The sequence below is a fragment of the Novosphingobium ovatum genome, assembly GCF_009909235.1.
GTDB lineage: Bacteria > Pseudomonadota > Alphaproteobacteria > Sphingomonadales > Sphingomonadaceae > Novosphingobium > Novosphingobium ovatum.
In genome coordinates this window covers 511,638-535,060 of the sequence record NZ_JAAAPO010000001.1, presented here as the reverse complement: position 1 = coordinate 535,060, position 23,423 = coordinate 511,638, and the positions used below count along the sequence as shown (strand labels likewise).

Genomic DNA, 23,423 nt, shown 5'->3' with positions numbered 1-23,423 from the left:
CCCGTCGGGCAGAAATCAGGCCGTTGCCCGCTGCGCCAATGCCAGAAAGTCCTGCGCCGCCATCGGTTGGGCGCGGACAAAGCCCTGATAACATCCCGCCCCTTCGCGCGCGACGGCCATGCGCTGGGCCTCGGTCTCGATCCCCTCGGCAATGACGGACAGGTCCAGCGCATGCGCCATCGCCACAATCCCGCGAAACACCGCCAGATCGCGGGCGTCCTCGGTGATGCCATCGACCATGGATCGGTCCAGTTTCAGGTAATCGAGCGGCAGCGCCTTGAGGTAGCGAAAGTTGCAGAACCCGGCGCCAAAATCGTCCAGCGCGATGCGGATGCCCAGCCGTGACAGGTCGGACAGCGAGCGTTCGGCCAGACCGATGTCAGCCACCAGCACCTGCTCGGTCACCTCCAGTGTCAGACGACCGGTGGGAAAGCCGGTCTTGCCCAGCGCGATCCCCAGATCAAAGGTGAACCCGCCCGAGGCCAGATCGGCCGCCGTGACATTGATCGACAGACGCAAGGGCGCCGGCCAGGCCGCCGCCGCCTTTAGCGCGGTTTCGCAGATATGGCGCGACAGGGGCACGTCATGGTCGGCGCGTTCAGCAATGGCGAACAGCGCCCCCGCACCGATCCGGCCCAGCTTGGGGTGGTTCCAGCGGGCCAGCGCCTCGGCCCCGGAGAGATATTCGCTGCCATCAGGGGCTAGCGCGAATTGCGGCTGAAACAGCACCTCGATCTCGCCCTTGTCGATGGCGCGCAGCAGGTCGGCCTCCAACTGGGCGGCCGTGCGCCCGGCCCGCATGGTTTCGCCATCGCACCACATCACGCGACGGGCGGTCTGGCCGTTGACCACCGCCATGGTCTGCGCCAGTCGGTCCAGCGCGCTTTCAGGCCCCTCGCCCACCAGCACGCGCAACAGCGCGACGCGCGGGGTCAGGCGGATATTGCCATGCCGCCCGGCGATCGGGCGGGCCACACGGTCGGCCAGTTGTTCGGCAAACATCTGCCAGCGTTCGCGGCTGCATGCCTCGTCGGCCATCAGGAAAAACGTGCCGCCCGGCCCGCGCGCGGCCATCCATGGGCAATCCAGCTCGGCCCCGGCAAAGCGCGCGATGCGGCCCGCGATCTCGATCAGCGCGCCATCGCCCACCGCCTCGCCATAGGCCAGATTGACCGCTTCGAACCGGCGCAGGCCCAGCAACAGCACATGGACGCGGCCACCCGAATCATGGTCGGTGGCCTGCGCCCCGCCCTCGACCCATTCGCCCAGACGCTGACGCGCCACATCCATGCCGGGCAGCCCCGTCAGCGGATCGCGCGGGTGATCATCGGCAATACCAGCCGCCGCCTCGGCCAAGGGATCGGGCAATTCGCTCATACGCGCGGGGATTAGGCCATTTTCCCCGCGCGCGCCATAGGGTTGCACAGGCGCCGGCAGGCGCGCCGCCCCAAAACGGGCCATGCCGCCAACGCAAAGCTATGATCGGTGCGGATTGCCAACGCCCCCTTGCCCGCTCTATGCAGCCAACCCGGCCATGGGGCAAAGGCGCCCCCGGCCGCTGCGATGGAGCGGTTTGCATGTCCACCCCCTTGCGTCTGGCGCTGATGGTGTCGGACACACCGCAGGCGCAGGCCGCCGCTCAGGCGCTGGGCAGCGAACATGACTGGGTCTCCCTGGCCGAGGCCGAGGCGGTCGTGGTGGTGGGCGGCGATGGCTATATGCTGCATGTGCTGCACATGATGCTGGACAGCGGGCGGGTGATCCCGGCCTATGGCCTCAATCTGGGCACGGTCGGGTTCATGATGAACAAGATCCGCTCAACCCGGCCCATCGGTCAGCGCGTGGCCCGCGCCACCCGCATCGCCATCAGCCCGCTGGAGATGACCGCCACCACCTGTTCGGGCGAAATCCACCGCGCCTATGCCATCAACGAGGTCTCGTTGCTGCGCGAAACGCGCCAGACCGCCAATCTGGAAATCGCGGTGAATGGCAAGGTACGCATGGCCAGTCTGGCCTGCGATGGCATCCTGTTGGCCACGCCCGCCGGATCGACGGCATATAATCTGTCGGCCAATGGTCCGATCCTGCCGATGGGCAGCGCGATGCTGGCGCTGACCCCGATCAGCCCTTTCCGTCCCCGTCGCTGGAAGGGGGCGATCCTGCCTGAAAGTTCCGAGGTGGTGTTCCGCGTGCGCGATCCGGCCAAGCGCCCGGTGGCCGCCGTCGCCGACCAGAAGGAAGTGCGCGACATCGCCGAGGTGCGAATCGTGGCCGAGCGCGCGCACAAGCTGACGCTGATGTTCGACCGGGCCAGCAGTCTGGACGAGCGAATCTTTGCCGAGCAGTTTCAGGTCTGACCCCAAGGTGCGGGGGCGATGCCCCCGCGCATCACGCCGCCGAGCATTTTTTCCGCCGTTCCGGCGTGATTGACCGCAATGCCGGCGCGACCCAGCCCCCTTCCTGGCCCGCCACCTGTGGATAAATCCGATTTTTTTCATGGCACTACCAAAAAAATGCCATTCGATGCCAATCAGGGGTTGTCATCGCCGGAAGTGGTGTTATTAGCGCGCACCTGCCCGGCAGCAATGACGGACAGAAACGAAATGTTCCCTGATAGCTCAGCGGTAGAGCTCTCGACTGTTAATCGAGCGGCCGTAGGTTCGAATCCTACTCAGGGAGCCATTTCCTTCTTTGGAAGATGAAAAAGCGGCCTTTCAAACTGCGGTTTGAGGCCGCTTTTCCTTTGTGGGGCCTCCAGGCAGCGCAGGGCCGCAACCGGCCCACCCCTAACGGCAAACGGGGGCGGCGCCTGATGGCACCACCCCCGCCGATGCGTCGTCTGATCCGAGGGCTCAGAACTTCAACGACACCTCAATGCCATACTGCGCCCGCGTGCCGGGCGAGATGAACGAACCACCGAATTCCACCGCCGGGATGACTTCGGCCAGATATTGCTTGTCCAGCACGTTGGTGCCGAACAGCGTAGCGCTCCACCCATTGCCCGATACGCCGGCGCGGATGTCGACCAGACCATAAGCCTTGCGCTGCGTCCCGGCATAATTGCCCGCAACGCCAAAGATCGTCGGGTTGTCCTGCGCCTGCACCACATGGAACCACGTCGGGCCGGTCAGGCGGTAATCGACGCGCAACAGGCCGGTCAGCTTGGAACTGATCGGCGCCTCATACTGCGCGCCCAGATTCAGGGTGTAATCGGCCGAATAGGGCGACTTGTTCCCCACGGTCGATGGGCGCACGCTGTTGGCCTTGATCTTGGAATCCAGCAGGTTGCCCGATGCCGACAGCGTCAGCCCCGGCGCCGCGCGCCAGTTCAGGCTGGCTTCCAGGCCCTTCAGCTCCACCTTGTCGATGCTTTCCACCACGCGCAGCAGGCCGAACGCGCCGACATAGAACTCAAAGAACTGCATGTTGCGGATCGTGTTGTGATAGGCCGCCAACGTATAGTCGACCTTGCCCAGACGGCCCTTGACGCCCACTTCGAACGAACTCGACCGTTCGGCCTTGTAGATGTCCTCGATCCGCGCCTCAGACCCGATCGCGCCGAAATAGCTGGCCACGATCGCCGCCGCGCCCTGATTGTTGAACCCGCCCGATTTATAGCCCACGCCCCAGGTGCCATAAACGGTCGCCTCGGGGCCAAAGCGATAGCGCAGCGACAGCTTGGGCTCGAACATCTGGAACGTGCGCGATTTGGGCGTGATCGCGGTGCAGGTGCTGCCCAGCCCCTGACCGGGGTTCAAACAGTGCCCGCTGAATGGATCGAGCAGCAACGGCACATTGTTGCGCACGCTGCGGTCCTCGACGTCATAGCGCAACGCCACGCTGCCGGTCAGCGCGCTGGTCACGTTGTAATCGCCGCTGGCAAAGGCGGCATAGGCATTGGTCTTGAAGAAATCGTCGAACAGCTGGTTGGTCGGGCTGCTGCTGGTCGGCGCGTTATAGGCGCTGGCCAGACCGCCCAGCCCCTTATCCGCCTGCGAGGCAACCACCGCGCGGCGGTCGATATGGGTGAAATACAGCCCCGCCTGCCACGAGAGCGGCCCGCCCGGCTTGGACGCCAGACGGATTTCGGTGCTGATGTCCTTTTGCTCGCGGCGCTGATACTGACTGCCGTCACACGTGGTGGGCGAATAAGGCCCGAACAGCGACCCTGCCGCCGTGCCCGCGATATAGGTCGGGCTGGCCATGGGGTAACCAGCCAGCGAGGTGACCGAGGCCGCGCAGGTGCTGGCAACCGAAGCCACCGCCGAATTGGTATAGGACGTGAACAGCTGGAAATCGGCCGAGGTGCCATCCGCCATCAACCAGTTGCGGATGTCATTATAGGCCACCCACGCGGTCAACGTGGCAAAGTCCATGTCATGCGTCAGCTTGGCCGACAGTTCCAGCGTCTTCTGCTCGTTGACCGGAACGATGTTGTTATAAAACTTCATCGGGTGGTCGTTGACGTTCTCGTTGAAGGTCGAAATGCCGGTAAAGGCGGCAAAGCCGGGCAGGTTGAACGCCGCGTTGAACGCCAGCGACGCGCCCTTCAGGCGGCCGAAATGCGCCTTGGCGTCCAGCGTTGTGCTGCTGCCCAGATCGGCCACCAAACGGCCCGACAGGTTCCATGAATGCTGGTAATCCACCAGCTTGGCATTGCCCAGATAGGCGTTGCGATAGAAACCATCGGTCGTCGAATAATCGCCCGACACGACAAAGCCCACACTATCGCTCAACGGCCCGGCCAGATAGGCCTCACCCTTGGCGGTGTTCTGCGAGGCATAGGACATCTTCAGCCCGCCGGTCAGCACATCGGTGGGCTTGCGCGTCTGGATGATGATGGCGCCTGCGGTCGCGTTGCGGCCATAGATCGCGCCCTGCGGACCTTTGAGGATTTCGACCTGAGTCAGCAGGCCCTGCCCCTGCCCCAGCGAGGCTGTATTCGTTTTCAAAATACCATCAACAACAAGCGCGACCGAGCCTTCGGCATCGCGCGCGCCGTTCACGCCGCGGATGTTGATCTGCACATCGCCCGCCTCGGACGTGCCCGACACCACCGTCACACCCGGCGTCAGCTTGACGAAATCATCCGTCTTGGTCACGCCCGCCTTGGTCAACGTCGCTTCGGTCAACACGCTGACCGACGCCGGGACGTCAGTCAGACGTTCATTCACGCGGCGGGCCGTCACCACCAGTTCGCCACCAGCATCAGCGGCAGGCGCCTGTTGCGCCATGGCCGGAGTGGCCATCATCACCCCCAGCAGGCTGGCGCTGGCCCACAGATTCTTGCGCAAAATCGACATTACCAAAACCCCCATTGCGTATCAGCGATGCCTTTGCGCATCCATTCCCGACGGCTGCCCCATATATGTGCCGTTTTCACGCCGTCGGGCGCGGGGCGGTCTGCCCTGCAATGCCCGCTGCCCCGACGCGATGGGCCGCCATCCCCATGAAGGAACGCGAACCAAACCGGGTCAATACGCATTTTTTGCGTAGCATCAGATAGTTATGGCTGTTTCGGATAGAGCTTCCGGCAGGCGGATAGTTGCTGTTGCCTGACGATAAATCGGACGTCCCGCCCCCGGTCAATCACCCAAAGATGCAGGAGATCAGGCCATGCCGCCGCCCACCGGCGCGGCCGGTTCACCAACCATATCGGCACATCTTGTGGAATCCGCGGCCATATCCAGCGGCCACCCCATCCGCTGCAAAGCGTGAACCAAGGCCGCCCCATCGCGCAGCAGCGCCCGTTGCCCCACATCGCCCCGGGCATAGGCATTGGCCACCAGTTGAAACCGGCGGGCCGCGCGGGCGGCATCAGTCAGGGCAGGATCGTTGCGCCGCATGGCTTGTCTGTACCACGTCGTCCGCGCCCCGCCGCCGTCAGACCGGTCCGCAACGGGCGCTTCGGCCGCCCCAACGGAAAAGGGGCCCGCAATGCAGGCCCCTCTTCATCGGTTTTGGATCGACAGCGCGATTCAGGATGCGGCGCGCATCTGCCCGCCGCCCGGCCCACGTCCCGACACATGCAAGGACAGATCGTGCATCTTCATGATGTTGTTGGCCAGTTCGTCCAGACCAAAGCCGGTTTCGAACACCAGCCCGTGGCGCGGCTGTTGCCGCCAACACACCTTGGCATAGATCGCGGGGAATCCGGGCATCTCCAGCTTGATCAACTGGCGCAGCATCAGCCGGTGTGAAATCTCGACACAGGCGCCCTGCTGCGAGATGTCGCGCACGGTCACCTCATGCGTCTGCCCATCGGCGTACAGATAGCCCTTCTGCTCGACCCGCACACGGATCTGGCGCTTGGGATAAATGCCGCGATTGTCCTCGATCAGGCGATGGACGTCGATTTCGTGGTGAAAGCGAAAACCGGCATGGTCATCGCGATACCACATCAAATCCATGGGATAGCGGTCACCGCTGCCGGTCTCCAGCTCGATCTGCCGGGCCTGCGGCATGGCATGGAACAGCTTGACCTTGCAGCCCGTGGCGGACGCATCGCGCAGCACACACAGATATTCGCGCCCGTCCACCACCAGCTTGGCCATGCGGACCAGCAGGGTAAAGCGCGGTGCGCCGCGCAGCTCCTCGACCGACGGGGCCTTGCCCTCGATCACCGGCTGCGTGTTTCCTTCGTTTGAATCCCGATCCAGCACAATAGCCATCCCACAGCGAAGAACCCACCACAACCCCTCACGGGGCCATTTCTACCGCTTGCAGGATTACCATCGCAGCGAATGGTAAATTGCTAATGAACAGACAGGTAAATTTCCGTAGTCAAAGGAAAATCAGCACAGCAAAACGCGCATTGCGCATCACGCGCCCGCCGCGACGCCATCCCAAACCACTGCCCAAAAGGGCAATCGTGCAAGGGAGGGCGGCCGCTCGACCGCCTCCTCCCCCACGCAAAATCAGACCACAGCGCCGTGGCAGTGCTTGTACTTTTTGCCCGAACCGCACGGGCAAGCCGCGTTGCGCGACAGGCCGGCATCGGCATAGGCGTCAATTGGCGCGTCCTGGCCGACCAGCCCGGCAACCCGGCCCGCTTCGTTTTCGCCCGAGAATGGATCGACGTGAGTCGTCATGAAATCAGGCAGTTGCGGCAGCTCAGCCGCCTCGGGCTGGGGCGCGAACTGCAATTCGGCCATGCACAGGATGCGCGTCACATCCTCGCGGATCTGACCCAACATGCGCTCAAACAGGCCGAATGCTTCCTGCTTGTACTCGTTGATCGGCGTCTTTTGCGCGTATGCCCGAAGGAACACCACCTGACGCAGCGCGTCCAGCGTGGCCAGATGCTCCTTCCAGTAATGGTCCAGACGCTCCAGCATCACGCTCTTTTCGACCTGACGCCAGATCGACGCGTCATTGCCTTCCTGCTTTTCCGCCATCCGCGCATCGACCAACTCGACAATACGCTCCTCGATGGTGTCGGGCTCGATCCCGTCCTGCGTCAGCCATTCAGCCATCGGCAGGTCGATTCCCAGCACAGCGGCGGCGCGCGCCACCAGCCCATCGGTGTCCCACTGCTCCGGATACGACCCCGGCGGGCAGGCATCAGCCACCAGCGCGTTAACCGTGTCACGCCGCATATCGGCCACCACATCGGACACGTCCTCGCTGTCCATGATGTCGGCGCGCTGCTCATAGATCACCTTGCGCTGGTCGTTCATCACGTTGTCGTATTCGACGACCTGCTTGCGGATGTCGTAGTTGCGCGCCTCGACCTTCTTCTGCGCGGTTTCGATCGCCTTGGACAACCAACGCGACCCGATGGCCTCACCATCGGCCAGATTGCTGTTCATCATGCGCGCGAACAGCGTGTCCGGACCAAAGATGCGCAGCAGGTCGTCCTCAAGGCACAGATAGAACTTGGACAGGCCAGGGTCGCCCTGACGGCCCGAACGGCCGCGCAACTGGTTGTCGATGCGGCGGCTTTCGTGGCGCTCTGTGCCGATGACGCACAGGCCGCCCGCGGCCAGCACCTTGGCCTTGGCTTCCTCGATCTCGGCCTTGATCGCCTCGATCGCGGCATCACGCTCGGCCCCTTCGGGCATGTCGCGCAATTCGTCGTCGATGCGGAATTCCAGATTGCCGCCCAGCTTGATGTCCGTGCCGCGCCCGGCCATGTTGGTGGCAATGGTAACGGCGCCCAGACGGCCCGCCTGCGCGACGATATGGGCTTCCTTCTCGTGGAAGCGGGCGTTCAGCACGTTGTGCTCCACGCCTTCCTTGTTCAGGAATTCGCTCAGCAATTCCGACTTTTCGATCGACACGGTGCCCACCAGCACGGGCTGGCCGATCTCGTGTTTTTCGCGGATCAGCTTGGCAATGGCGGCGAACTTGTCGTCAGTGTTCTTGTAGAACTCGTCTTCCTCGTCCACGCGCTGCACCGGCAGGTTGGTGGGGATCGACACGACGTTCATCTTGTAGATGTCAAAGAATTCGGGCGCCTCGGTCGCGGCGGTGCCGGTCATCCCCGACAGCTTGGGATACATGCGGAAATAGTTCTGGAAGGTGATCGAGGCCATCGTCTGGTTTTCCGGCTCGATCTTGACGCCTTCCTTGGCCTCGACCGCCTGATGCAGGCCGTTCGACCAGCGGCGGCCATCCATCATGCGGCCGGTGAATTCATCAATGATGATCACCTTGCCGTCCTTGACGATATAGTCGATGTCACGCTTGAACATGACATTGGCCTTCAACGCCTCGTCCAAATGGTGGACGACCTGGGTGTTTTCAATGTCATACAGGTTGCTGCCGACCAACAGCCCCGCGTCTTCCAGCAGACGCTCGGCCTTTTCCACGCCATCCTCGGTCAGGGTGACGCTCTTGGCCTTTTCGTCGGTTTCGTAGTCCTCTGGCACCAGATGCTTCACGATGGCATCGACCGAGACATACAGGTCACTCTTGTCATCGGTCGGGCCGGAAATGATCAGCGGGGTGCGCGCCTCGTCGATCAGGATCGAGTCCACCTCATCGACGATGGCATAGTTGAACGGGCGGTGGACCATCTGGCTGCGCTCATGCTTCATGTTGTCGCGCAGATAGTCGAACCCCAACTCGTTGTTGGTGGCATAGGTGATGTCGCAATTATAGGCGTGGCGGCGCTGTTCCTCGTGCAGGTCCGGGACAATCACGCCCACGGTCAGACCCAGGAAGCCGTACAGCACACCCATCGTTTCGGCGTCGCGCTTGGCCAGATAGTCGTTGACCGTGACGACGTGGACGCCCTTGCCCTCCAGCGCGTTCAGATACACCGCCAGCGTGGCGACCAGCGTCTTGCCCTCGCCGGTTTTCATTTCGGCGATTTCGCCCCGGTGCAGCACGATGCCGCCGATCATCTGCACGTCGAAATGGCGCATCCCCATGACGCGGCGGCTTGCCTCGCGCACCACGGCAAAGGCTTCGGGCAGGATGTCGTCCAGCGTTTTGCCCTGCGCCAGTTCCTCGCGGAAGCTGGCGGTCATGCCGCGCAGTTCCTCATCACTCATCGCCTCAACCTGCGGCTCAAAGGCGTTGATCTGGCGGACGATCTTGTCCAGCGACTTGACGTAACGGTCGTTGGACGAGCCGAACAGCGAACGGGCGATCTTGGCGAACATGCGCGAAATTCCTGCGATTGAAATGGGGTGGCGACGGGCGCGGCGCGCCACAACTGACGCCCGCCGGGACCGGCCGAAACAAAGGGATCAGGGGAACAAAGGCGCCCTATTCGCGGGCGCGATCAACCCGCAGATGCACGGTGTCCACGCGCGGCACCGCGCGCATCGGCACCGACAGTGCCATCATCAACGGCTGGGCCGGGCGCGTCACCTCGGCGGCATGGGCCACCACATGGGCCGAAACGCGGGCCGCGCCAGCGTCCTGCCACATGGCCGAAATCTCTGCCCCGCGCGCGGAAAAGGCGCGCGCATCCGCATCCGGACCCGACACCGTCAGACCCGAAATCAGCGCCAGCAAAGAGAGCATCAGCCGCAGCATGGTGCTGGCGATATAGGGGCGCGGATCGGCTCCGTCCAGTATGCGTATGCCGATCATCGCGCACAGGCCACCTTGCCCTGCGCGCGCGCATCCGGCAAAGGCCCGCGCGATCATGGCCCATCCCGCCCCCTCTCCCGCCCGCCTGCCCTTGCTGGACGGCCTGCGCGGTTTTGCCGCGCTGGCGGTGCTGTTCCATCACGAACCGGGTGTCTATGGCTCGCACGGGTTGTTGGGACGCGCCTATCTGGCAGTGGATTTCTTCTTCATGCTGTCGGGCTTTGTGCTGGCACTGGCCTTTGATGACCGGTTTCGGCGCGGGCTGGACCCCGACAGCTTCATCGTCGCGCGGCTGGGGCGGTTGTGGCCGGTGCTGGCGCTGGGCGTGCTGATCGGCGGGGCAGCCCATCTGTGGGCGGGCGAAGGCAGCGTGGTGATCTGGCTGACGCTGTTCAGTTTGGCGCTGGTGCCGGTGGCGCGCGGCGAATGGGCAATCTATCAATTGAACGGCCCGCAATGGTCGCTGACGTTTGAAGTGTTGGCCAATTACGCCCATGCCACCCTGTTGTGGCGGTTGAGCAACCGGGCGCTGCTGGGGTTGACGCTGGCATGTGGCGCGGTGCTGGCATGGTGCGGGCTGGGCTGGGGCAGTCTGGGCGTTGGCGATGTTGCGGCCAATTGGTGGGGCGGCTTTGCCCGGATTGGCTTTGGCTATGGCATGGGACTGTGGCTGGCGCGGCGCTGGCGGGCCGGGACCGGACGCCCGCCGGCCTGGGCCGCGTGGAGCGGCGCGATGATCCTGCCCGTCACGCTGACAACCGGGGCGTTCTGGCCCGGATCATGGGTGGAGGTCGACATGGCCTGCGTGTTCCTCCTCTTCCCGATCTCGCTGTGGTGCGCGGCGCATGTGTCGCTGCGCGGGGGCATTGTGGGCTGGGCCAGCGCGCTGGGGGCGGTATCCTATCCAGTCTATGCGCTGCATGTCCCGCTGTTGTGGTGGGGGGGCAAGATCGCCCGTCTGCATCCCGAACACCAATCGGCGATCCGTCTGGGCACGCTGGCGCTGATCATCGCGCTGTCGGTGGCGGTGGCGCGCAGCCCGCTGGCGCGCGGGTGGCGGCCGGGCAAAAGCTTGGCGCTGCGGCCTTCTGCCGGTTGAACCGCGCGCGATGACAGGCTAACCCGCAGCCCATGTCACACGCTGTCTCTCCGCTCGCCACGCCGTTCCCCGCCCTGCCCGCGATTGCTGGCGCGACGCCCCGCGTCGCCCGCGCCCGGTACAAGGAATGGGACCGCTGCGACCTGACCTTTGTCGAACTGGCCCCCGAAACGGCGGTGGCGGGGGTGTTCACCCGCAACGTCTGTTGCAGCTCCGAGGTGGAGCTGGGCCGCGCCAACGTCAAACAAGGCCGCGCCCGTGCGCTGATCGTCAATGCTGGCAATTCCAATGCCTTCACCGGCTATCGCGGGCGTGAGGCGGTCGAGCAGATCATGGGTCAGCTGGCCGCCCATCTGGGCTGCGCCGCCGAACAGGTGTTCGTCAGCTCGACCGGGGTGATCGGCGTCCCCCTGCCCAAGGACAAGGCCAAGGCCGGTGTCGAGGCCGCGTTGAGCGCCGCCCCCTGCACGTGGGAGGATGCCGCCAACACCATCGGCACCACCGACACCTTTGCCAAGGGCGCGACCGCCACCGCCATCGTCGGCGGCAAGACCGTGACCTTCAGCGCCATCATCAAGGGGTCGGGCATGATCGCCCCGGATATGGCGACGATGCTGGGCTATATTTTTACCGATGCGGCGATCAATCCGGCCTATTTGCAGGAATTGCTGTCCAAGGCCGCTGATGAGACGTTCAACTGCATCACGGTCGATTCGGACACCTCCACCAGCGACACGGTGATGGCCTTTGCCACCGGCGCCGCTGGCAACACGCCGATCAACTGTGGCGGGTGCGAGGGCGCCGATGCCTTTGCCGCGGCGTTGACCGATGTGTGCCGCCAACTGGCCCATCTGGTGGTCAAGGATGGCGAAGGCGCGCAAAAGTTCATCGCCGTTTCCGTGACGGGTGCCGTGTCGGACGCCAGCGCGCGCAAGATCGGGCTGGCCATCGCCAATTCGCCGCTGGTCAAAACCGCCATTGCGGGTGAGGACGCCAATTGGGGCCGCGTGGTGATGGCCGTGGGCAAAGCGGGCGAGCCGGCGGACCGCGACCGCCTGTCGATCGGCTTTGGCGGGACATGGGCGGCCAAGGATGGGCAGCCGCTGGCCGATTATGACGAAGCGCCTGTCGCCGCCCATCTGCAGGGCCAGAACATCAGCATCGAGGTCGACATCGGCCTTGGCGAAGGGCGCGCGCAGGTGTGGACCTGCGACCTGACGCATGGCTATATCAGCATCAACGCCGATTACCGCAGCTAAGGCGCCGCGACATGTTGACGATCTGGGGCCGGTTGAATTCCCACAACACGAAAAAGGTGGTCTGGGCCGCCGTTGAGGCCGGCATCGATTGGGAACGCCGCGACATGGGCGGCGCGTTTGGCTATACGCCGGACTATCTGGCGCATAACCCCAACCGGCTGGTGCCCGCGATCCAGCAAGGCGATTTCTGGCTTTGGGAATCAAACGCCATCCTGCGCTATATCGCCGATGCCCACGCGCCCCATCTGTGGGCTGGCACCCCGGCACAGCGGGCGCAGGCGGACAAATGGCTGGACTGGCAATTCACCTTTGCCGATGCGCAGCGCGAAGGGTTCCTGCAAATGGTGCGGGTGGCCGCCCCCGACCGCGACATGGCCAAGATCGCCCGCACCACGCAGGAAACGGCCAAGCTGATGGCGATCATGGACGCGGCGCTGGCCGATCAGCCCTATTTGTCGGGCGCGGATTTCGGTATCGGCGACATTGGCATGGCCACCTATACCAATACGTGGCTAAAGCTGGGCTTTGACCGGGATGGCGATGGCGCGCCTTTGGCGGTGCCGCATGTGCGCGATTGGTTCGCCCGCGTCAGCCAGCGCCCCGGCTTTGCCGCCATCGACATCCCCCTGACATAAAGGCCGCCCCCATGACTGACTCACTGTCCGAGGCCATCCATGACGTGATGCAGGACGCGGCGCAGCGTGCCATCCGCCCGCGTTATCAGCGTCTGTCCGCCTCCGAAATCGTCGAGAAGGCCGCCGATGACATGGTGACCATCGCCGACAAGGAGAGCGAGGCGATCCTGGCCGAAGGCTTGGCCCGCATCCTGCCCGAGGCGGCCATCGTGGGTGAGGAAGCCGCCCATGCCGATCCCTCGATCATGGCGCGGCTGGGGTCGGACCTGTGCTGGATCATCGATCCGCTGGACGGCACCAACAATTTCGCCGCCGGCAAACCGCCCTTTGGCATTCTGATCGCCTTGTCGCAGGGGGGCGAAACGATCGGCGGGTGGATCTATGACGTGCTGACCGGCCGTTTCTGCCACGCCCGCCGGGGTGAAGGCGCCTTCATGGATGGCGAACGGCTGCACGCCCGCAGCAGTGGCGAAACCCCGCCGATCGCCTCGATCAGCGTGCTGTTTGCCGATCCGGCCCGCCGCGCCGCGATCGAGGCCCATATCGCCCCGCATTACCAGATGGTCCCCATCCCCCGCTGCGCGGCCGAGCAATATCCGCGACTGGCTGTGGGTATCAATGACGTGTCGATCTTTGAACGCACGCTGGCGTGGGACCATGCGGCGGGCGTGCTGTTCCTGAACGAGGCGGGCGGCAAAGCGGCCCGGTTCGACGGCACCCCCTATCGCGTGGACGAGGACCGGCGCGGGCTGATCGGCGCAGCAAGTCCGGCGCTGTGGGACGATCTGGCGGCGCGCGTCGCGGGGATGTGAGCCAGCCTGCGCTGTATTGGCTGGTGGGCGTCAACCTGCTGACGCTGGCCCTGTTCGGCTGGGACAAACATTGCGCCCGCGCCAAACGCCGCCGGGTGCCAGAGGCGCGGTTGCTGTGGCTCTCGGCACTGGGCGGATCGCCCGCAGCGCTGATCGCCCGTCCGCTGTTCCGCCACAAAACCCGCAAACAGCCGTTTAGCGCGTGGCTGTGGGTGATTGTCGTGGCGCAGGCCGCCATCGCCGCATGGGGCGTCACCCGCCTGTAAACGCCGCGCGGCAAAAAGGGGCACCGTTGCCAGCGCCCCCTGCATCACCACTTAAGCACAATGCTTAAAGCGCGCTTTCGATCCACGCCTTCAACTGGCTCTTGGGCGCGGCGCCCAGCTTGTCGGCGACCGGCTTGCCGTCCTTGAACACCACCAGATAGGGGATCGACTGCACACCAAACTTGGTGGCGGTGTCGGTGTTCTCCATGATGTCCACCTTGGCGATGATGACGGAATCGGCCAGCTCGTCGCTGATCTCTTCCAAAGCGGGGCCGATCATCTTGCACGGGCCGCACCAGTCCGCCCAGAAATCGACCAGCACGGGCTTGTCAGCCTCCAGCACATCGGCGGCAAAGCTGGCGTCGGTAACCTTGATCGTGGCCATGGGTATCTCCTTTGGTCTCTAAAATAGGGATGTTGCGCGCGCGCGCAACCTGTCGCCCACCCCTATAGCGCCAAGCTTTGCTGCGGGGCGGCAAAGCCGGGCTTGTGCGCGGCCAGCGCGTCTTGGGGCAGTTCGATCAGATGCGGGCCGTGGGTATAGAGCACCCCTGCCTGCACCCGCCGCCCCGGATAGGCCACCTGCAACGCGGCGACATAGGCCGCCATCTGCCGCCAGATCGCCACCTGCACGCCGCTGGCATCACGTGGCGGGCGGCGCGTGGTTTTGAAATCAATCAGGTGGATCGCCTCGGCCGTGACCCGTAAACGGTCGATCGTGCCCGACACCACCTGATCCCCCACCAATGCGGCAATCGGCGCCTCGGCCAATGCGTCGGGGCCGAACAGATCGGCCCAGCGCGGGTCCTCGATCACCATCAGCGCGGCCGTCGTCATTTCGGCGCGGGCGGCATCGTCCCAATCAGCCGCCATCCGCGCCAGCCATTTGTCAGCCGCCGCGCGGCGTTTGTCAGGCGCAACCGGTGGCAAGCGCTCCAACAAGCCATGGATCAACGTGCCCCGGCGGGCGGCATGGGCGCGCGCCTGCGCATCGCCCGCCCCGGTCCATTGCGGCGGGGCCGAAGACGCATCCTCACCCAGCGACGAGGGCGCCAAGGGGCGTGGCGGGCGCGGCTCGTCTGGGGCCATGCGCTGAACCCAGCCGGGCAAGGCCTCCAGCATGGGCAGAGCCAGCGTCTGCGCGCCCCCCGCAGGCAGCGCCGGGATCGGCGCCAGTTCGGCCCGCCCGCCCCAGATCGGGTCCTCGACCCATTGATCCAGACCGAACAATTCGGCCAATTGCCGGTACCAACTGTTCTTGGCAGGCTCCTTCTCCCGCAGGCCCAGCGCCCCGCCGATGAACAAAGCCTCCTCCGCCCGTGTCATGGCAACATACAGCAGCCGCCAATGCTCCTCGCTCTCGGCGCGGGCAGAGGCAGCGTCCGCCTCGGCAATCGCGCCGATCTTCTCGTCCTTGCGCAGCGGCGGCAAAGGCACGCGGCGTTCATCACCCGTCAGCGCGGCGACAGGATCAGGCACCGCCAGCGGGCGGCCCAAGCTGTTGTCGGGATTGCCCGCCGCATCGGCCAGAATGACGATCGGTGCCTGCAAGCCCTTGGACCCGTGGACAGTCATAACCCGCACCATGTCACCCGCGCCGCCCGCCTCGCGCTTCAACTCGCCATCGCCCGCGTCAAACCACGCCAGAAACCCCGCCAGCGAGGATGTCGCCGTGGCCGCATGGGCCAGCGCCGCATTCACCAGCTCGTCCAGCGGGTCGTTTGCCTCTGCCCCCAAACGCCCGACCAGCGCCCGCCGCGCCGCCCAAGGCCCGGCCAGCATCCACTGGATCAGCGCCGGCACCGGTTCGAAATCGGCGCGGGCCAGCAATTCGGCCAATTGCGCGCAGGTGCGGACAACCAACGGATCAGCGCTGGATTGCAAATGGTCCCACAGCCGGATCTGCGTGCCGCGCCATGCGTGCCGCAACAGGTCGTCCTGGCTCCAGCCAAAGATCGGCGAGACCAGCAGCGCGGCCAGATGCAGGTCATCCCCCGGCTGCGCGGCAAAGCGCAACCCCGCCACCACATCGCGCACCGCCAGCGGCGCGCCCAGACGCAGCCGGTCCACGCCCGCCACCGGCACCCCCGCCGCATGCAGCCGCGCGACAATCAGCCCGGCCAGTTCGCGCCGCTTGCGCACCAGAATCATCACGTCACCAGGGGTCGCGCGGCGCGGTGGCTCACCCTTTTTGCGGCCCTTGACCAGCGGGAAGCCGCTATCCATCCACGCCCTGACCTGCCGCGCGATGCGGTCGGCCATGTCGCGTTCCGGGCGCGAGAGCCAGCTTTCGGCCGCGCTGTCGCTGTCCTCCGTGGTGTCCTCGTCCTCGGTCTTGCCCCCCACCGCGCGCCACAGCACGACATGGCCGGGGCGGTCCTGTCCCTTGTGCGGCTCTGGCATCTCGCGCAGGCCATAGGCGGCGGCCCCCACATGACCGATCGCCGCGTCGACAAAGTTCAGCACATCGCTGGCCGTGCGGAAGGACTGCTCCAGCCCCAGTTCCACCAGATGCGCCGCCTCTGACGCATCGCGCAACGCCTCGGCATTGTCGGCCGCGATGTTCATCCGCTCGCGCACCCGCAGACGGGCGGCCTCGAAATTCTCGGGACTGGTCCCCTGAAAGCCAAAGATCGCCTGTTTGTAATCGCCCACCACAAACAGCGTGCGCGCCGCCTGACCATGCGCGCCCTCGCCGGCAAAGAACTCCTCGGTCAAGGCCTCGATGATGCGCCATTGCGCGGCATTGGTGTCCTGCGCCTCGTCCACCAGAATGTGATCGAAACGCCGGTCCAGCTTGTAGCGGATCCAGTCTGCCATGTCCGATTGCGCCAACAGGTCGGCAGCGCGGGCGATCTGGTCGTCAAAATCGATCAGCCCCTCGCGCGCCTTGGCCGCCTCCCACGCGCGGGCAAAGGCGCGCCCCAGACGCAAGGCCGGCGTCAGCCACGCGGCCAGTTGCAGCCGCGCCCGATGCAACCGCACCGCCTGGATCGATTCTCCCACCCGCGCAACGTGATCGCCGTAATGCGGGTCAATCTTGACCAACGAGGCCGCCGCGCGCGGCTCATCCTTTTGGGTGTAGAACACCGCCCACAGATCATCCAGCAACCCCACGCGCGCCGCCGGATCAGCCGCCAGAAAGTCACCGATGGCGTTGGCGTTCGCTTCGCCGGTTTTGGCCTTCCACTGCTGATTGGCCACCATGGTCGCGCGCAAGGACCGGACATCAAACCTAAAATCGGTGCACAGGCCGGGCAGATCGTCCATGCTGGCATCGCTGCGCAACCCCAGCAGGCGGCGCACCGGCACCACCAGATCGCCCTGCGCCCAATCGCCCCGCCCCTGCCACAGCGCGCCCGCCCCGGCACAGCGCATCAAATAGGCCTCCACCGCGTCCGGCCCCATGCGCAGCGACAGATCGGCCACCGCATCGGTAATCGCCCGGTCCCCCGCCGTTTCGGCATCCAGCAACAGATCGCCCAACACCTGCCGCGAGAGCAGCGCCTTCTCCTGCTCCTCCATCGGGCGGGCGCCCGCCGTCAGCCCGGCCTCCTCGGGGAAAGCGGCCAGCAGCCATTGCGCAAAGGCGTGGATCGTGTCGATCCGCAAACCGCCACCCGGACAATCCAGCACAGCGGCAAACAGCGTGCGGGCGCGGTCCTGCACCTGTGGCGCGATATCGGCGCCAATCGCGTGCAATTCCATCGCCAGTCGCGCCGGATCGGCCCGCACCCAGCGCGCCAGTGTCTCGTTGATGCGCGCGGCCATCTCGGTCGCGCCCGCCTTGGTAAAGGTCAGGCACAGGATCTGTTCGGGGCTGACCTGCGGCTCCAGCAACAGGCGCAGCACGCGGGCGGACAGCACCTGCGTCTTGCCCGTGCCCGCGCTGGCGGACAGCCACACCGTCTGGCGCGGATGCACCGCCAGCGCCTGATTGCCGGCCAACGGATGGACGGTGGGCGCATCACCGGACACGGATTTGGGCGCGCTCATGCGGGGGTTCCTTCGTTCTGGTCGTCATCCCCCAACCAGCCGATCCATTCGTCCAGCCGCATCAGTTGGTCATAGTCGTTATAGCCCACCATGTCGGGGCGCAGCATCGCGGTGAACGGATCATTGCCGATCAGCCAATGCGCGATGGCATCGCGCAGGAACACCTCGGTCCGGTCAAGGAACTCGTCACGCGGCAGGCCGGACTTTTTCTTGCCGTCCAGCACCGGCTCCTCGACATAGCCGAAACCGCCCCCCTTTTTGGCGCGGGCCAGCGACCAATATTCAAACCGGGCTGGCGTGCCCCCCACCGCGCTGCCATCGCGCGCCTTGAACCCGTCCTGCGCCGCGATCATCCCCATCAGCCCCAATTGCAGAGCGAAACCCGCCTCAACCTTCTTGCCGCTGGGGGGCGTGCCGGTCTTGTAATCCACCACCGCCACGCTGCCGTCAGGCAAACGGTCCAGCCGGTCGATGCGGCCATGGACGCGGATGCCGTCCACCACCATCTCGCCCGACAGTTCTGTGCCGATGACGCGGCGGCCGGTGGCGGTGATCGCCACCATCTCCTGATCGATCCAGTTCAGCGCCGCCAACAGCCGGGGCCGCCACAGGCTGCGGGCCAGTGGATGGGCGCTCATCATATCCAGCGTGCGGTCGGCGCTGGCGCATAATGTGCCCGGCACCGCGCCATCCTTGTGCCAATTTTCCAATATCTTGTGCACGGCGGTCCCACGCCATGCGGGGCTTGGCTCGGCGTCCAGAGCGTCCAGTTTCGACAGGCGCAGGATCGCCTGCGCGTAAAAGCCATAGGGATCGGCGCGCAGCCCATCCAGCGCCGTCACCCGCACATCCACCCGGCGTTGTTCGGCGCTGGGCATGGGCGCGGGGCGCGGCGCGGGCGGCACGGCAGGGTGGCTGGCGTTGGGCGCGTCGATCGCCTGCGCCAGCGCGATGGCACGGGTTTCGCGGTGACGCTCGGCCAGATCGGCGCCCAGCATCGCCTGCACGCGCAAGACAAAGCGCGAAGGGATCACCGGCCCGCCTTCGTCGCGGCGCGCCCATGACAGCACAACCTGCGGCGCGCCCAATGCCCCGGCCAGATCGTGCGCTGCCAGACCAATGCGGAAATCGGCCCCCGGCACGCCCAGATGGCGCAGCACGGCGGGCGGCAACAGCGCGTCGGTAGCGGGCGCTGCGGGCCAGTTGCCCTCGGTCAGGCCGCCACAGATCACCAGATCGGCACGGCTCATCCGCGCCTCCAGCAAGCCATAGATCGCCACGCGCCCATGCCCGCCCCATGGCGGGCGCACCGCCACCATGTCCATCGCGTCGCGCAATACCGCCGTGATGTCGCGCCGGGGCAGCATCGTGCCCACCTCACGCGCCGCCTCACGCAGGTCCTCGACCATGGTGGACAGCGCGCGGCCGGGTGCCTCGGCCCAGATCGCCTCGCCACACAAGGTTTCGGCCGCCAGCACCAGCGCGTCCAGCATCTCGGCCAAAGGCGCATCGGCGGGCATGGCCAACAGCGGGTTCAAGATCGCCTCGACCTCGTCCCACCAATCGCGCAGACGCCCCCGGCCATCCTTGGTCAAACGGTCGATCACGGCGCGGATCGGGCCTGTCCCCACCCCCGGACGCGGCCCGCGCAGCGCCCGGTCCAGCGTGCGCACATGGTCCAGCCACAGCCCGCGCCCCATGCTGCCCCGCGCCAATGGGTGCGACAACAGCGCGATCAGCGGCACCGGCGGCGCGTCCTCGGCCATCACCTCGGCCAGCAACAGGAACAACCGCCCCGCTGCCGTCTGGGGCAAAGGCCGCCCCGCCGTGTCATTGGCCATGATGCCCCAGCGGTGCAAATGCGCCACCACCCGCGCCGCCAGCCCGCGATTGGGCGTGATCAATGCCACGCGGCGTTCGGGCGTTTCCAATGCCTCGCGCATCAGGATGGCGATGGCTTGGGCTTCCTCGCCGGGGTGTTCTGCCTCCATCAGGCGGACGGCGGCCAGACGGCGCTTTTCCGGCGGCAGATCCACCCACCGCGCCGATGCCTTGGGCGGCAGGAACAGCGCCGAAATCGCCTTTGACCGTTCGGGCGGCGCGGCGGCGACACCGGCGCGGTGCCAAGGCTGCACCTCCTTGCGCGACAGGCCCATGCGGTTCAGCAGCAATTTCAAATGGTATTGCGGATGAGTCAGCACATCGTCCCGGCCAAACGGCGCGCCGCCCGGCTCATCGGGCACGCCCGCCTGCCCCAATTCGTCCCACACCGCATCGTCCAGCGACAAGTCCAGATCGGGCAGCACCACCCCGCCCTGCGGCAGATCGGCCACCACCCGCAACAGCCGCGCCAAGGCGGGCGAGGCGCTGGTGATCCCCACCGCCAGAACGGCATGCGGCGGCGGCGACAGTTTCCATGCAGAGGCGGCATGATCGAACAGCGCGTTGCGGCGCATGGGCGCATCCACCACCCCCTGCTGTCCGGCCAGATCCCGCCACAACGCCTGCAATTTCAGGAAATCGCGGGTCGCATCGACCCAATGCTCAGCCTGTTCGCCGACGATAGCCTTCACCTGATCCGACAACAGGTCCGCCGCCGAAACGTCTTCCACCAACAAGCGGTCGATGGTCTGCGCCGCGTTGCGCGCCCGGCGCAAACGCGCCGCGCCACCGGGCGCCTCCTCCGGCTCAACCAGCGCCATCAGTTCGGCCAAATGCAGCCAGCGCCGCGTCGCATCCGCCGCCGGCAACACGTGGTCAGCCGCGCCGATCGGGTCCAGCAAAGCGCCCAGCGTCTCGTCCAGATCCAGATCGCCCACCGCCACCATGCGCGGCAGCAACAGCCCGGCGCGCGTGCCATCGGCCCCCGCCACCGCGCCGTTGCGAATGAACGCCTCGGTAATGGTGCGGGCGGCGCGTTGATTGGGCAGCAACAGCGTCAGCCGCGCCAGCCCCAGATCGCCATCGGCATAGCGCGGCAACAGCCCCGCCACCAACGCATCGGCAAAGCCGCGATGCGCCGGGATCGACCAGACCTGCGGCCGCCGCGCCGCTTTACCCGTGACTGCCCCCGTGGCCTGCGCGCTGCTCACCCTTGGCCCAACCGCATTTCGGTGGGGGCGATATGTTCGGGCGCGCCCACCTCGAACCATTCGCCGGTATGGACGATGCCATACAGGCGCTGTTCGGCAATGGCGCGGGTCCAGAACAGGTTGGTGGAAAAGGCCCCTTCGGGCGCGTCGCGCAGCAACCGATGCGACACCAACTGGATGCCGGTATAGATATAGGGCGCCACCCGGCGCTCGCGCCGCCGCGTCACCCGGCCCAGCGGATCAAGGCAGAAATCACCCTGCCCGTGGTAATTATGCGCGCCCGTGTGCCGCACCATCAGCAACAGCCCATCCATCCGCGCCGGATCCCACGCCGCCGACAATTCGGCAAAGACATTGCGCGGGCCATCCAGCCAGATGTTATCGGAATTGAGGCAAAAAAACGGATCGGGCAATGCCCCCGCCTTGGCCGCCTTGACCATGCCGCCGCCCGTTTCCAGCAACAGATCCCGCTCGTCCGAGAGGGTGATGGCAGGCGCGGTGCGACCGCGCAGATGCGCCTGCAACTGATCGGCCAGATAATGCACATTGACCACCGCGCGCGCCACACCAGCATGTGCCAGACGGTCCAAAGCGTGATCGATCAACGGCTTGCCCGCCACCTGCACCAACGGCTTGGGCCGGGTGGTGGTCAGCGGCCGCATCCGCTTGCCCAGCCCCGCCGCCATCAGCATGGCCGTATCGCTGGCCAAGCCAGCGGGGGCCGTATCGCTGGCCGACGTCATGCCGGTACCCGTCCGCCATGCGCGCCACGGATATCGGCCGGGATGTTGGCGTCAAACCACGCCGCCACCGGAGCCAGCGCGGGATGGGCCAGATCACGCTCCATCAGCGCCCAGACGCGCGGGATCAGGTCCAGATAGCGCGGCTTGCCATCGCGGCGGCACAGGCGGACAAAGATGCCGACGATCTTGGCGTTGCGCTGTGCGCCCAGCACCGCATAATCGGCCATGAATTCAGCCCTGTCAGCGCCAGTCGCGGTCAGGTAATGCGCCAACATCGCCGCCTCCAGCGCGGGTGAGACATCGCGGCGCGCGTCCTGCAACAGGCTGACCAGATCATAGGCCGGGTGCCCCACCAGCGCGTCCTGAAAGTCCAGCAACCCTTGCGCGGCGACATCAGGCGCACCCTCAGCCCCAGCCAGCAACATGATGTTTTCCGCGTGATAATCGCGCAGCACCGTGACCCCGCCAGTGGCATTATACGCCGCCTGCCGCGCCAGCACCGGCGCCATCACCTGCGCCCAGGCCGCGTCATACGCCGCCGCATCAACGCTCAACCCCATGGCGGGCACATACCACTCGGTCAGCAACCGGACCTCACGCAGGTACACCGCCATGTCATAGGGCGCCCAAGGCCCGCCCGGCAGGCCCGCCAGTTCCACCAAAGCATCAACCGCGGCGGCATAGACCGGGGTTTCATCGGCGGGGTGGATGTCCAGATGGTCGCGCACCCGGTCGTTGCCGAAATCCTCCAGCAGCACCCAGCCATCGGCGCCACGTTCATGCAGGATGGCAGGGGCGCGCAAACCGTTTGCACTCAACCACTTGGCTACGGCCAGAAAAGGCGCGGGATCCTCGTGCGGGGGCGGGGCGTGCATCAGCATCGCCGTCTTCGCCCCATCGCGCAGGCGGAAATAGCGCCGGAACGAGGCATCGCCGGGCAGCGGCTCAACCGCGGCCGCGCCCCAATTGGCTTCGGTAATGAATGCGTGCAGGCCCTCAGGCAGATTCGCTGTCATTCCACCGGGATAGCCAATCCGCCCCCGGCTGCACAATCGCCCTTCGCGCCGCATCCCCCGATTCCGGTGTGGGGGTCTGGATCGTGATCGACAGGCACCCCGCTTCATGGCCAAAGCCGCCCGCGTGATCGGGCCATTCGGCAATTAACGCCGCACCATAGCGATAGTCATCCAGCCCGATTTCCTGCGATTCTTCGGGCGATTTCAATCGGTAAAAATCAGCATGGACCAATGGCACCGGCAGGTGGTCATAGGTTTCGATGATGGTGAAGGTGGGCGAGGGCACCTCACCCTGATGGCCGGCGGCATGGATGATGGCGCGCGACAGCGTGGTCTTGCCCGCGCCCAGCCCGCCCGTCAGCGCCACCACATCGCCCGCCCGCAACAGGCCCGCGATCCGCGCGCCCAGCGCCTGCGTTGCCGTCAGGTCCGGCAATTCCACCGTATATTCAACCATA

At 65.8% G+C, this 23,423-nt stretch carries 18 protein-coding genes and 1 tRNA gene; 7 read left to right on the top strand and 12 right to left on the bottom strand.

Annotated elements, in window-relative coordinates; all coding sequences use genetic code 11:
* Positions 1-15 precede the first annotated feature (15 nt).
* Complete coding sequence (locus GTZ99_RS02355; RefSeq protein WP_161716663.1) at positions 16-1,377, bottom strand: bifunctional diguanylate cyclase/phosphodiesterase; 1,362 nt, start codon at positions 1,375-1,377, stop codon at positions 16-18.
* Positions 1,378-1,577: 200 nt separating this feature from the next.
* Between GTZ99_RS02355 and GTZ99_RS02350 the strand changes: the two genes are divergently transcribed.
* Together GTZ99_RS02350 and GTZ99_RS02345 are read left to right on the top strand one after the other, a co-directional pair.
* Positions 1,578-2,357, top strand: coding sequence for an NAD kinase (locus tag GTZ99_RS02350; protein WP_161716662.1), 780 nt, complete (start codon positions 1,578-1,580; stop codon positions 2,355-2,357).
* A gap of 250 nt (positions 2,358-2,607) precedes the next feature.
* Positions 2,608-2,682, top strand: a tRNA-Asn gene (locus GTZ99_RS02345).
* 170 nt (positions 2,683-2,852) lie between these two features.
* Here the strand turns inward: GTZ99_RS02345 and GTZ99_RS02340 are convergent.
* The 5 genes from GTZ99_RS02340 to GTZ99_RS02320 form a co-directional block, all read right to left on the bottom strand.
* Positions 2,853-5,303: a TonB-dependent receptor gene (locus tag GTZ99_RS02340; RefSeq protein ID WP_227711030.1), complete on the bottom strand. Its 2,451-nt coding sequence runs from the start codon at positions 5,301-5,303 to the stop codon at positions 2,853-2,855.
* A 306-nt stretch (positions 5,304-5,609) separates the two neighbouring features.
* Positions 5,610-5,846, bottom strand: a complete 237-nt coding sequence (locus GTZ99_RS02335; RefSeq protein ID WP_161716661.1) for a hypothetical protein — start codon at positions 5,844-5,846, stop codon at positions 5,610-5,612.
* Positions 5,847-5,978: 132 nt separating this feature from the next.
* On the bottom strand, positions 5,979-6,623 hold the full coding sequence (locus GTZ99_RS02330; RefSeq protein WP_161716660.1) for a PilZ domain-containing protein: 645 nt from the start codon (positions 6,621-6,623) through the stop codon (positions 5,979-5,981).
* 294 nt (positions 6,624-6,917) lie between these two features.
* Positions 6,918-9,611: a preprotein translocase subunit SecA gene (gene secA, locus GTZ99_RS02325; protein WP_161716659.1), complete on the bottom strand. Its 2,694-nt coding sequence runs from the start codon at positions 9,609-9,611 to the stop codon at positions 6,918-6,920.
* Between the two features lie 106 nt (positions 9,612-9,717).
* Entirely contained in the window at positions 9,718-10,047 is a 330-nt protein-coding gene (locus GTZ99_RS02320) for a hypothetical protein (RefSeq protein WP_161716658.1), read from the bottom strand.
* A 55-nt stretch (positions 10,048-10,102) separates the two neighbouring features.
* Here GTZ99_RS02320 and GTZ99_RS02315 point away from each other — a divergent pair, with 55 nt between their 5' ends.
* The 5 genes from GTZ99_RS02315 to GTZ99_RS02295 are packed head-to-tail and all read left to right on the top strand — an operon-like array spanning position 10,103 to position 14,118.
* Complete coding sequence (locus GTZ99_RS02315; protein ID WP_161716657.1) at positions 10,103-11,146, top strand: acyltransferase family protein; 1,044 nt, start codon at positions 10,103-10,105, stop codon at positions 11,144-11,146.
* A 32-nt stretch (positions 11,147-11,178) separates the two neighbouring features.
* The gene (gene argJ, locus GTZ99_RS02310; protein ID WP_161716656.1) at positions 11,179-12,405 is read left to right on the top strand and encodes a bifunctional glutamate N-acetyltransferase/amino-acid acetyltransferase ArgJ; all 1,227 of its coding nucleotides are present in this window, start codon (positions 11,179-11,181) and stop codon (positions 12,403-12,405) included.
* Positions 12,406-12,416: 11 nt separating this feature from the next.
* Positions 12,417-13,040 carry a glutathione S-transferase family protein gene (locus tag GTZ99_RS02305; protein ID WP_161716655.1) on the top strand — a complete coding sequence of 208 codons (624 nt, stop codon included), beginning with the start codon at positions 12,417-12,419 and terminating at the stop codon, positions 13,038-13,040.
* Between the two features lie 11 nt (positions 13,041-13,051).
* Complete coding sequence (locus tag GTZ99_RS02300; RefSeq protein ID WP_161716654.1) at positions 13,052-13,852, top strand: inositol monophosphatase family protein; 801 nt, start codon at positions 13,052-13,054, stop codon at positions 13,850-13,852.
* Positions 13,849-14,118 (top strand): DUF1294 domain-containing protein, encoded by a 270-nt coding sequence (locus tag GTZ99_RS02295; RefSeq protein WP_320076618.1) that lies wholly within the window; start codon positions 13,849-13,851, stop codon positions 14,116-14,118. Before GTZ99_RS02300 ends, GTZ99_RS02295 begins: the two co-directional genes overlap by 4 nt.
* A 64-nt stretch (positions 14,119-14,182) precedes the next feature.
* Here the strand turns inward: GTZ99_RS02295 and trxA are convergent, their stop codons facing one another.
* The 6 genes from trxA to tsaE form a co-directional block, all read right to left on the bottom strand.
* The gene (gene trxA, locus GTZ99_RS02290) at positions 14,183-14,503 is read right to left on the bottom strand and encodes a thioredoxin (RefSeq protein WP_161716652.1); all 321 of its coding nucleotides are present in this window, start codon (positions 14,501-14,503) and stop codon (positions 14,183-14,185) included.
* Between the two features lie 62 nt (positions 14,504-14,565).
* Positions 14,566-18,114, bottom strand: coding sequence for a double-strand break repair helicase AddA (addA, locus tag GTZ99_RS02285; RefSeq protein WP_161716651.1), 3,549 nt, complete (start codon positions 18,112-18,114; stop codon positions 14,566-14,568).
* Entirely contained in the window at positions 18,111-21,206 is a 3,096-nt protein-coding gene (addB, locus tag GTZ99_RS02280) for a double-strand break repair protein AddB (RefSeq protein WP_320076617.1), read from the bottom strand. Before addB ends, addA begins: the two co-directional genes overlap by 4 nt.
* Positions 21,203-21,949: a nucleotidyltransferase family protein gene (locus tag GTZ99_RS02275; protein WP_161716649.1), complete on the bottom strand. Its 747-nt coding sequence runs from the start codon at positions 21,947-21,949 to the stop codon at positions 21,203-21,205. Before GTZ99_RS02275 ends, addB begins: the two co-directional genes overlap by 4 nt.
* Positions 21,946-22,965: an aminoglycoside phosphotransferase family protein gene (locus GTZ99_RS02270; RefSeq protein WP_161716648.1), complete on the bottom strand. Its 1,020-nt coding sequence runs from the start codon at positions 22,963-22,965 to the stop codon at positions 21,946-21,948. Before GTZ99_RS02270 ends, GTZ99_RS02275 begins: the two co-directional genes overlap by 4 nt.
* On the bottom strand, positions 22,946-23,422 hold the full coding sequence (gene tsaE, locus GTZ99_RS02265; protein ID WP_161716647.1) for a tRNA (adenosine(37)-N6)-threonylcarbamoyltransferase complex ATPase subunit type 1 TsaE: 477 nt from the start codon (positions 23,420-23,422) through the stop codon (positions 22,946-22,948). The genes GTZ99_RS02270 and tsaE overlap by 20 nt, the downstream gene beginning before the upstream one ends.
* Position 23,423: the final 1 nt, after the last annotated feature.

Excerpts from the sequence above, each read along its gene's own strand:
- GTZ99_RS02355 (WP_161716663.1), bottom strand. The coding sequence starts at position 1,377 with ATGAGCGAATTGCCCGATCCCTTGGCCGAGGCGGCGGCTGGTATTGCC.
- GTZ99_RS02350 (WP_161716662.1), top strand. The coding sequence starts at position 1,578 with ATGTCCACCCCCTTGCGTCTGGCGCTGATGGTGTCGGACACACCGCAG.
- GTZ99_RS02340 (WP_227711030.1), bottom strand. The coding sequence starts at position 5,303 with ATGTCGATTTTGCGCAAGAATCTGTGGGCCAGCGCCAGCCTGCTGGGG.
- GTZ99_RS02335 (WP_161716661.1), bottom strand. The coding sequence starts at position 5,846 with ATGCGGCGCAACGATCCTGCCCTGACTGATGCCGCCCGCGCGGCCCGC.
- secA (WP_161716659.1), bottom strand. The coding sequence starts at position 9,611 with ATGTTCGCCAAGATCGCCCGTTCGCTGTTCGGCTCGTCCAACGACCGT.
- GTZ99_RS02320 (WP_161716658.1), bottom strand. The coding sequence starts at position 10,047 with ATGATCGGCATACGCATACTGGACGGAGCCGATCCGCGCCCCTATATC.
- GTZ99_RS02315 (WP_161716657.1), top strand. The coding sequence starts at position 10,103 with ATGGCCCATCCCGCCCCCTCTCCCGCCCGCCTGCCCTTGCTGGACGGC.
- argJ (WP_161716656.1), top strand. The coding sequence starts at position 11,179 with ATGTCACACGCTGTCTCTCCGCTCGCCACGCCGTTCCCCGCCCTGCCC.
- GTZ99_RS02305 (WP_161716655.1), top strand. The coding sequence starts at position 12,417 with ATGTTGACGATCTGGGGCCGGTTGAATTCCCACAACACGAAAAAGGTG.
- GTZ99_RS02300 (WP_161716654.1), top strand. The coding sequence starts at position 13,052 with ATGACTGACTCACTGTCCGAGGCCATCCATGACGTGATGCAGGACGCG.
- trxA (WP_161716652.1), bottom strand. The coding sequence starts at position 14,503 with ATGGCCACGATCAAGGTTACCGACGCCAGCTTTGCCGCCGATGTGCTG.
- addA (WP_161716651.1), bottom strand. The coding sequence starts at position 18,114 with ATGAGCGCGCCCAAATCCGTGTCCGGTGATGCGCCCACCGTCCATCCG.
- GTZ99_RS02275 (WP_161716649.1), bottom strand. The coding sequence starts at position 21,949 with ATGACGTCGGCCAGCGATACGGCCCCCGCTGGCTTGGCCAGCGATACG.
- GTZ99_RS02270 (WP_161716648.1), bottom strand. The coding sequence starts at position 22,965 with ATGACAGCGAATCTGCCTGAGGGCCTGCACGCATTCATTACCGAAGCC.
- tsaE (WP_161716647.1), bottom strand. The coding sequence starts at position 23,422 with ATGGTTGAATATACGGTGGAATTGCCGGACCTGACGGCAACGCAGGCG.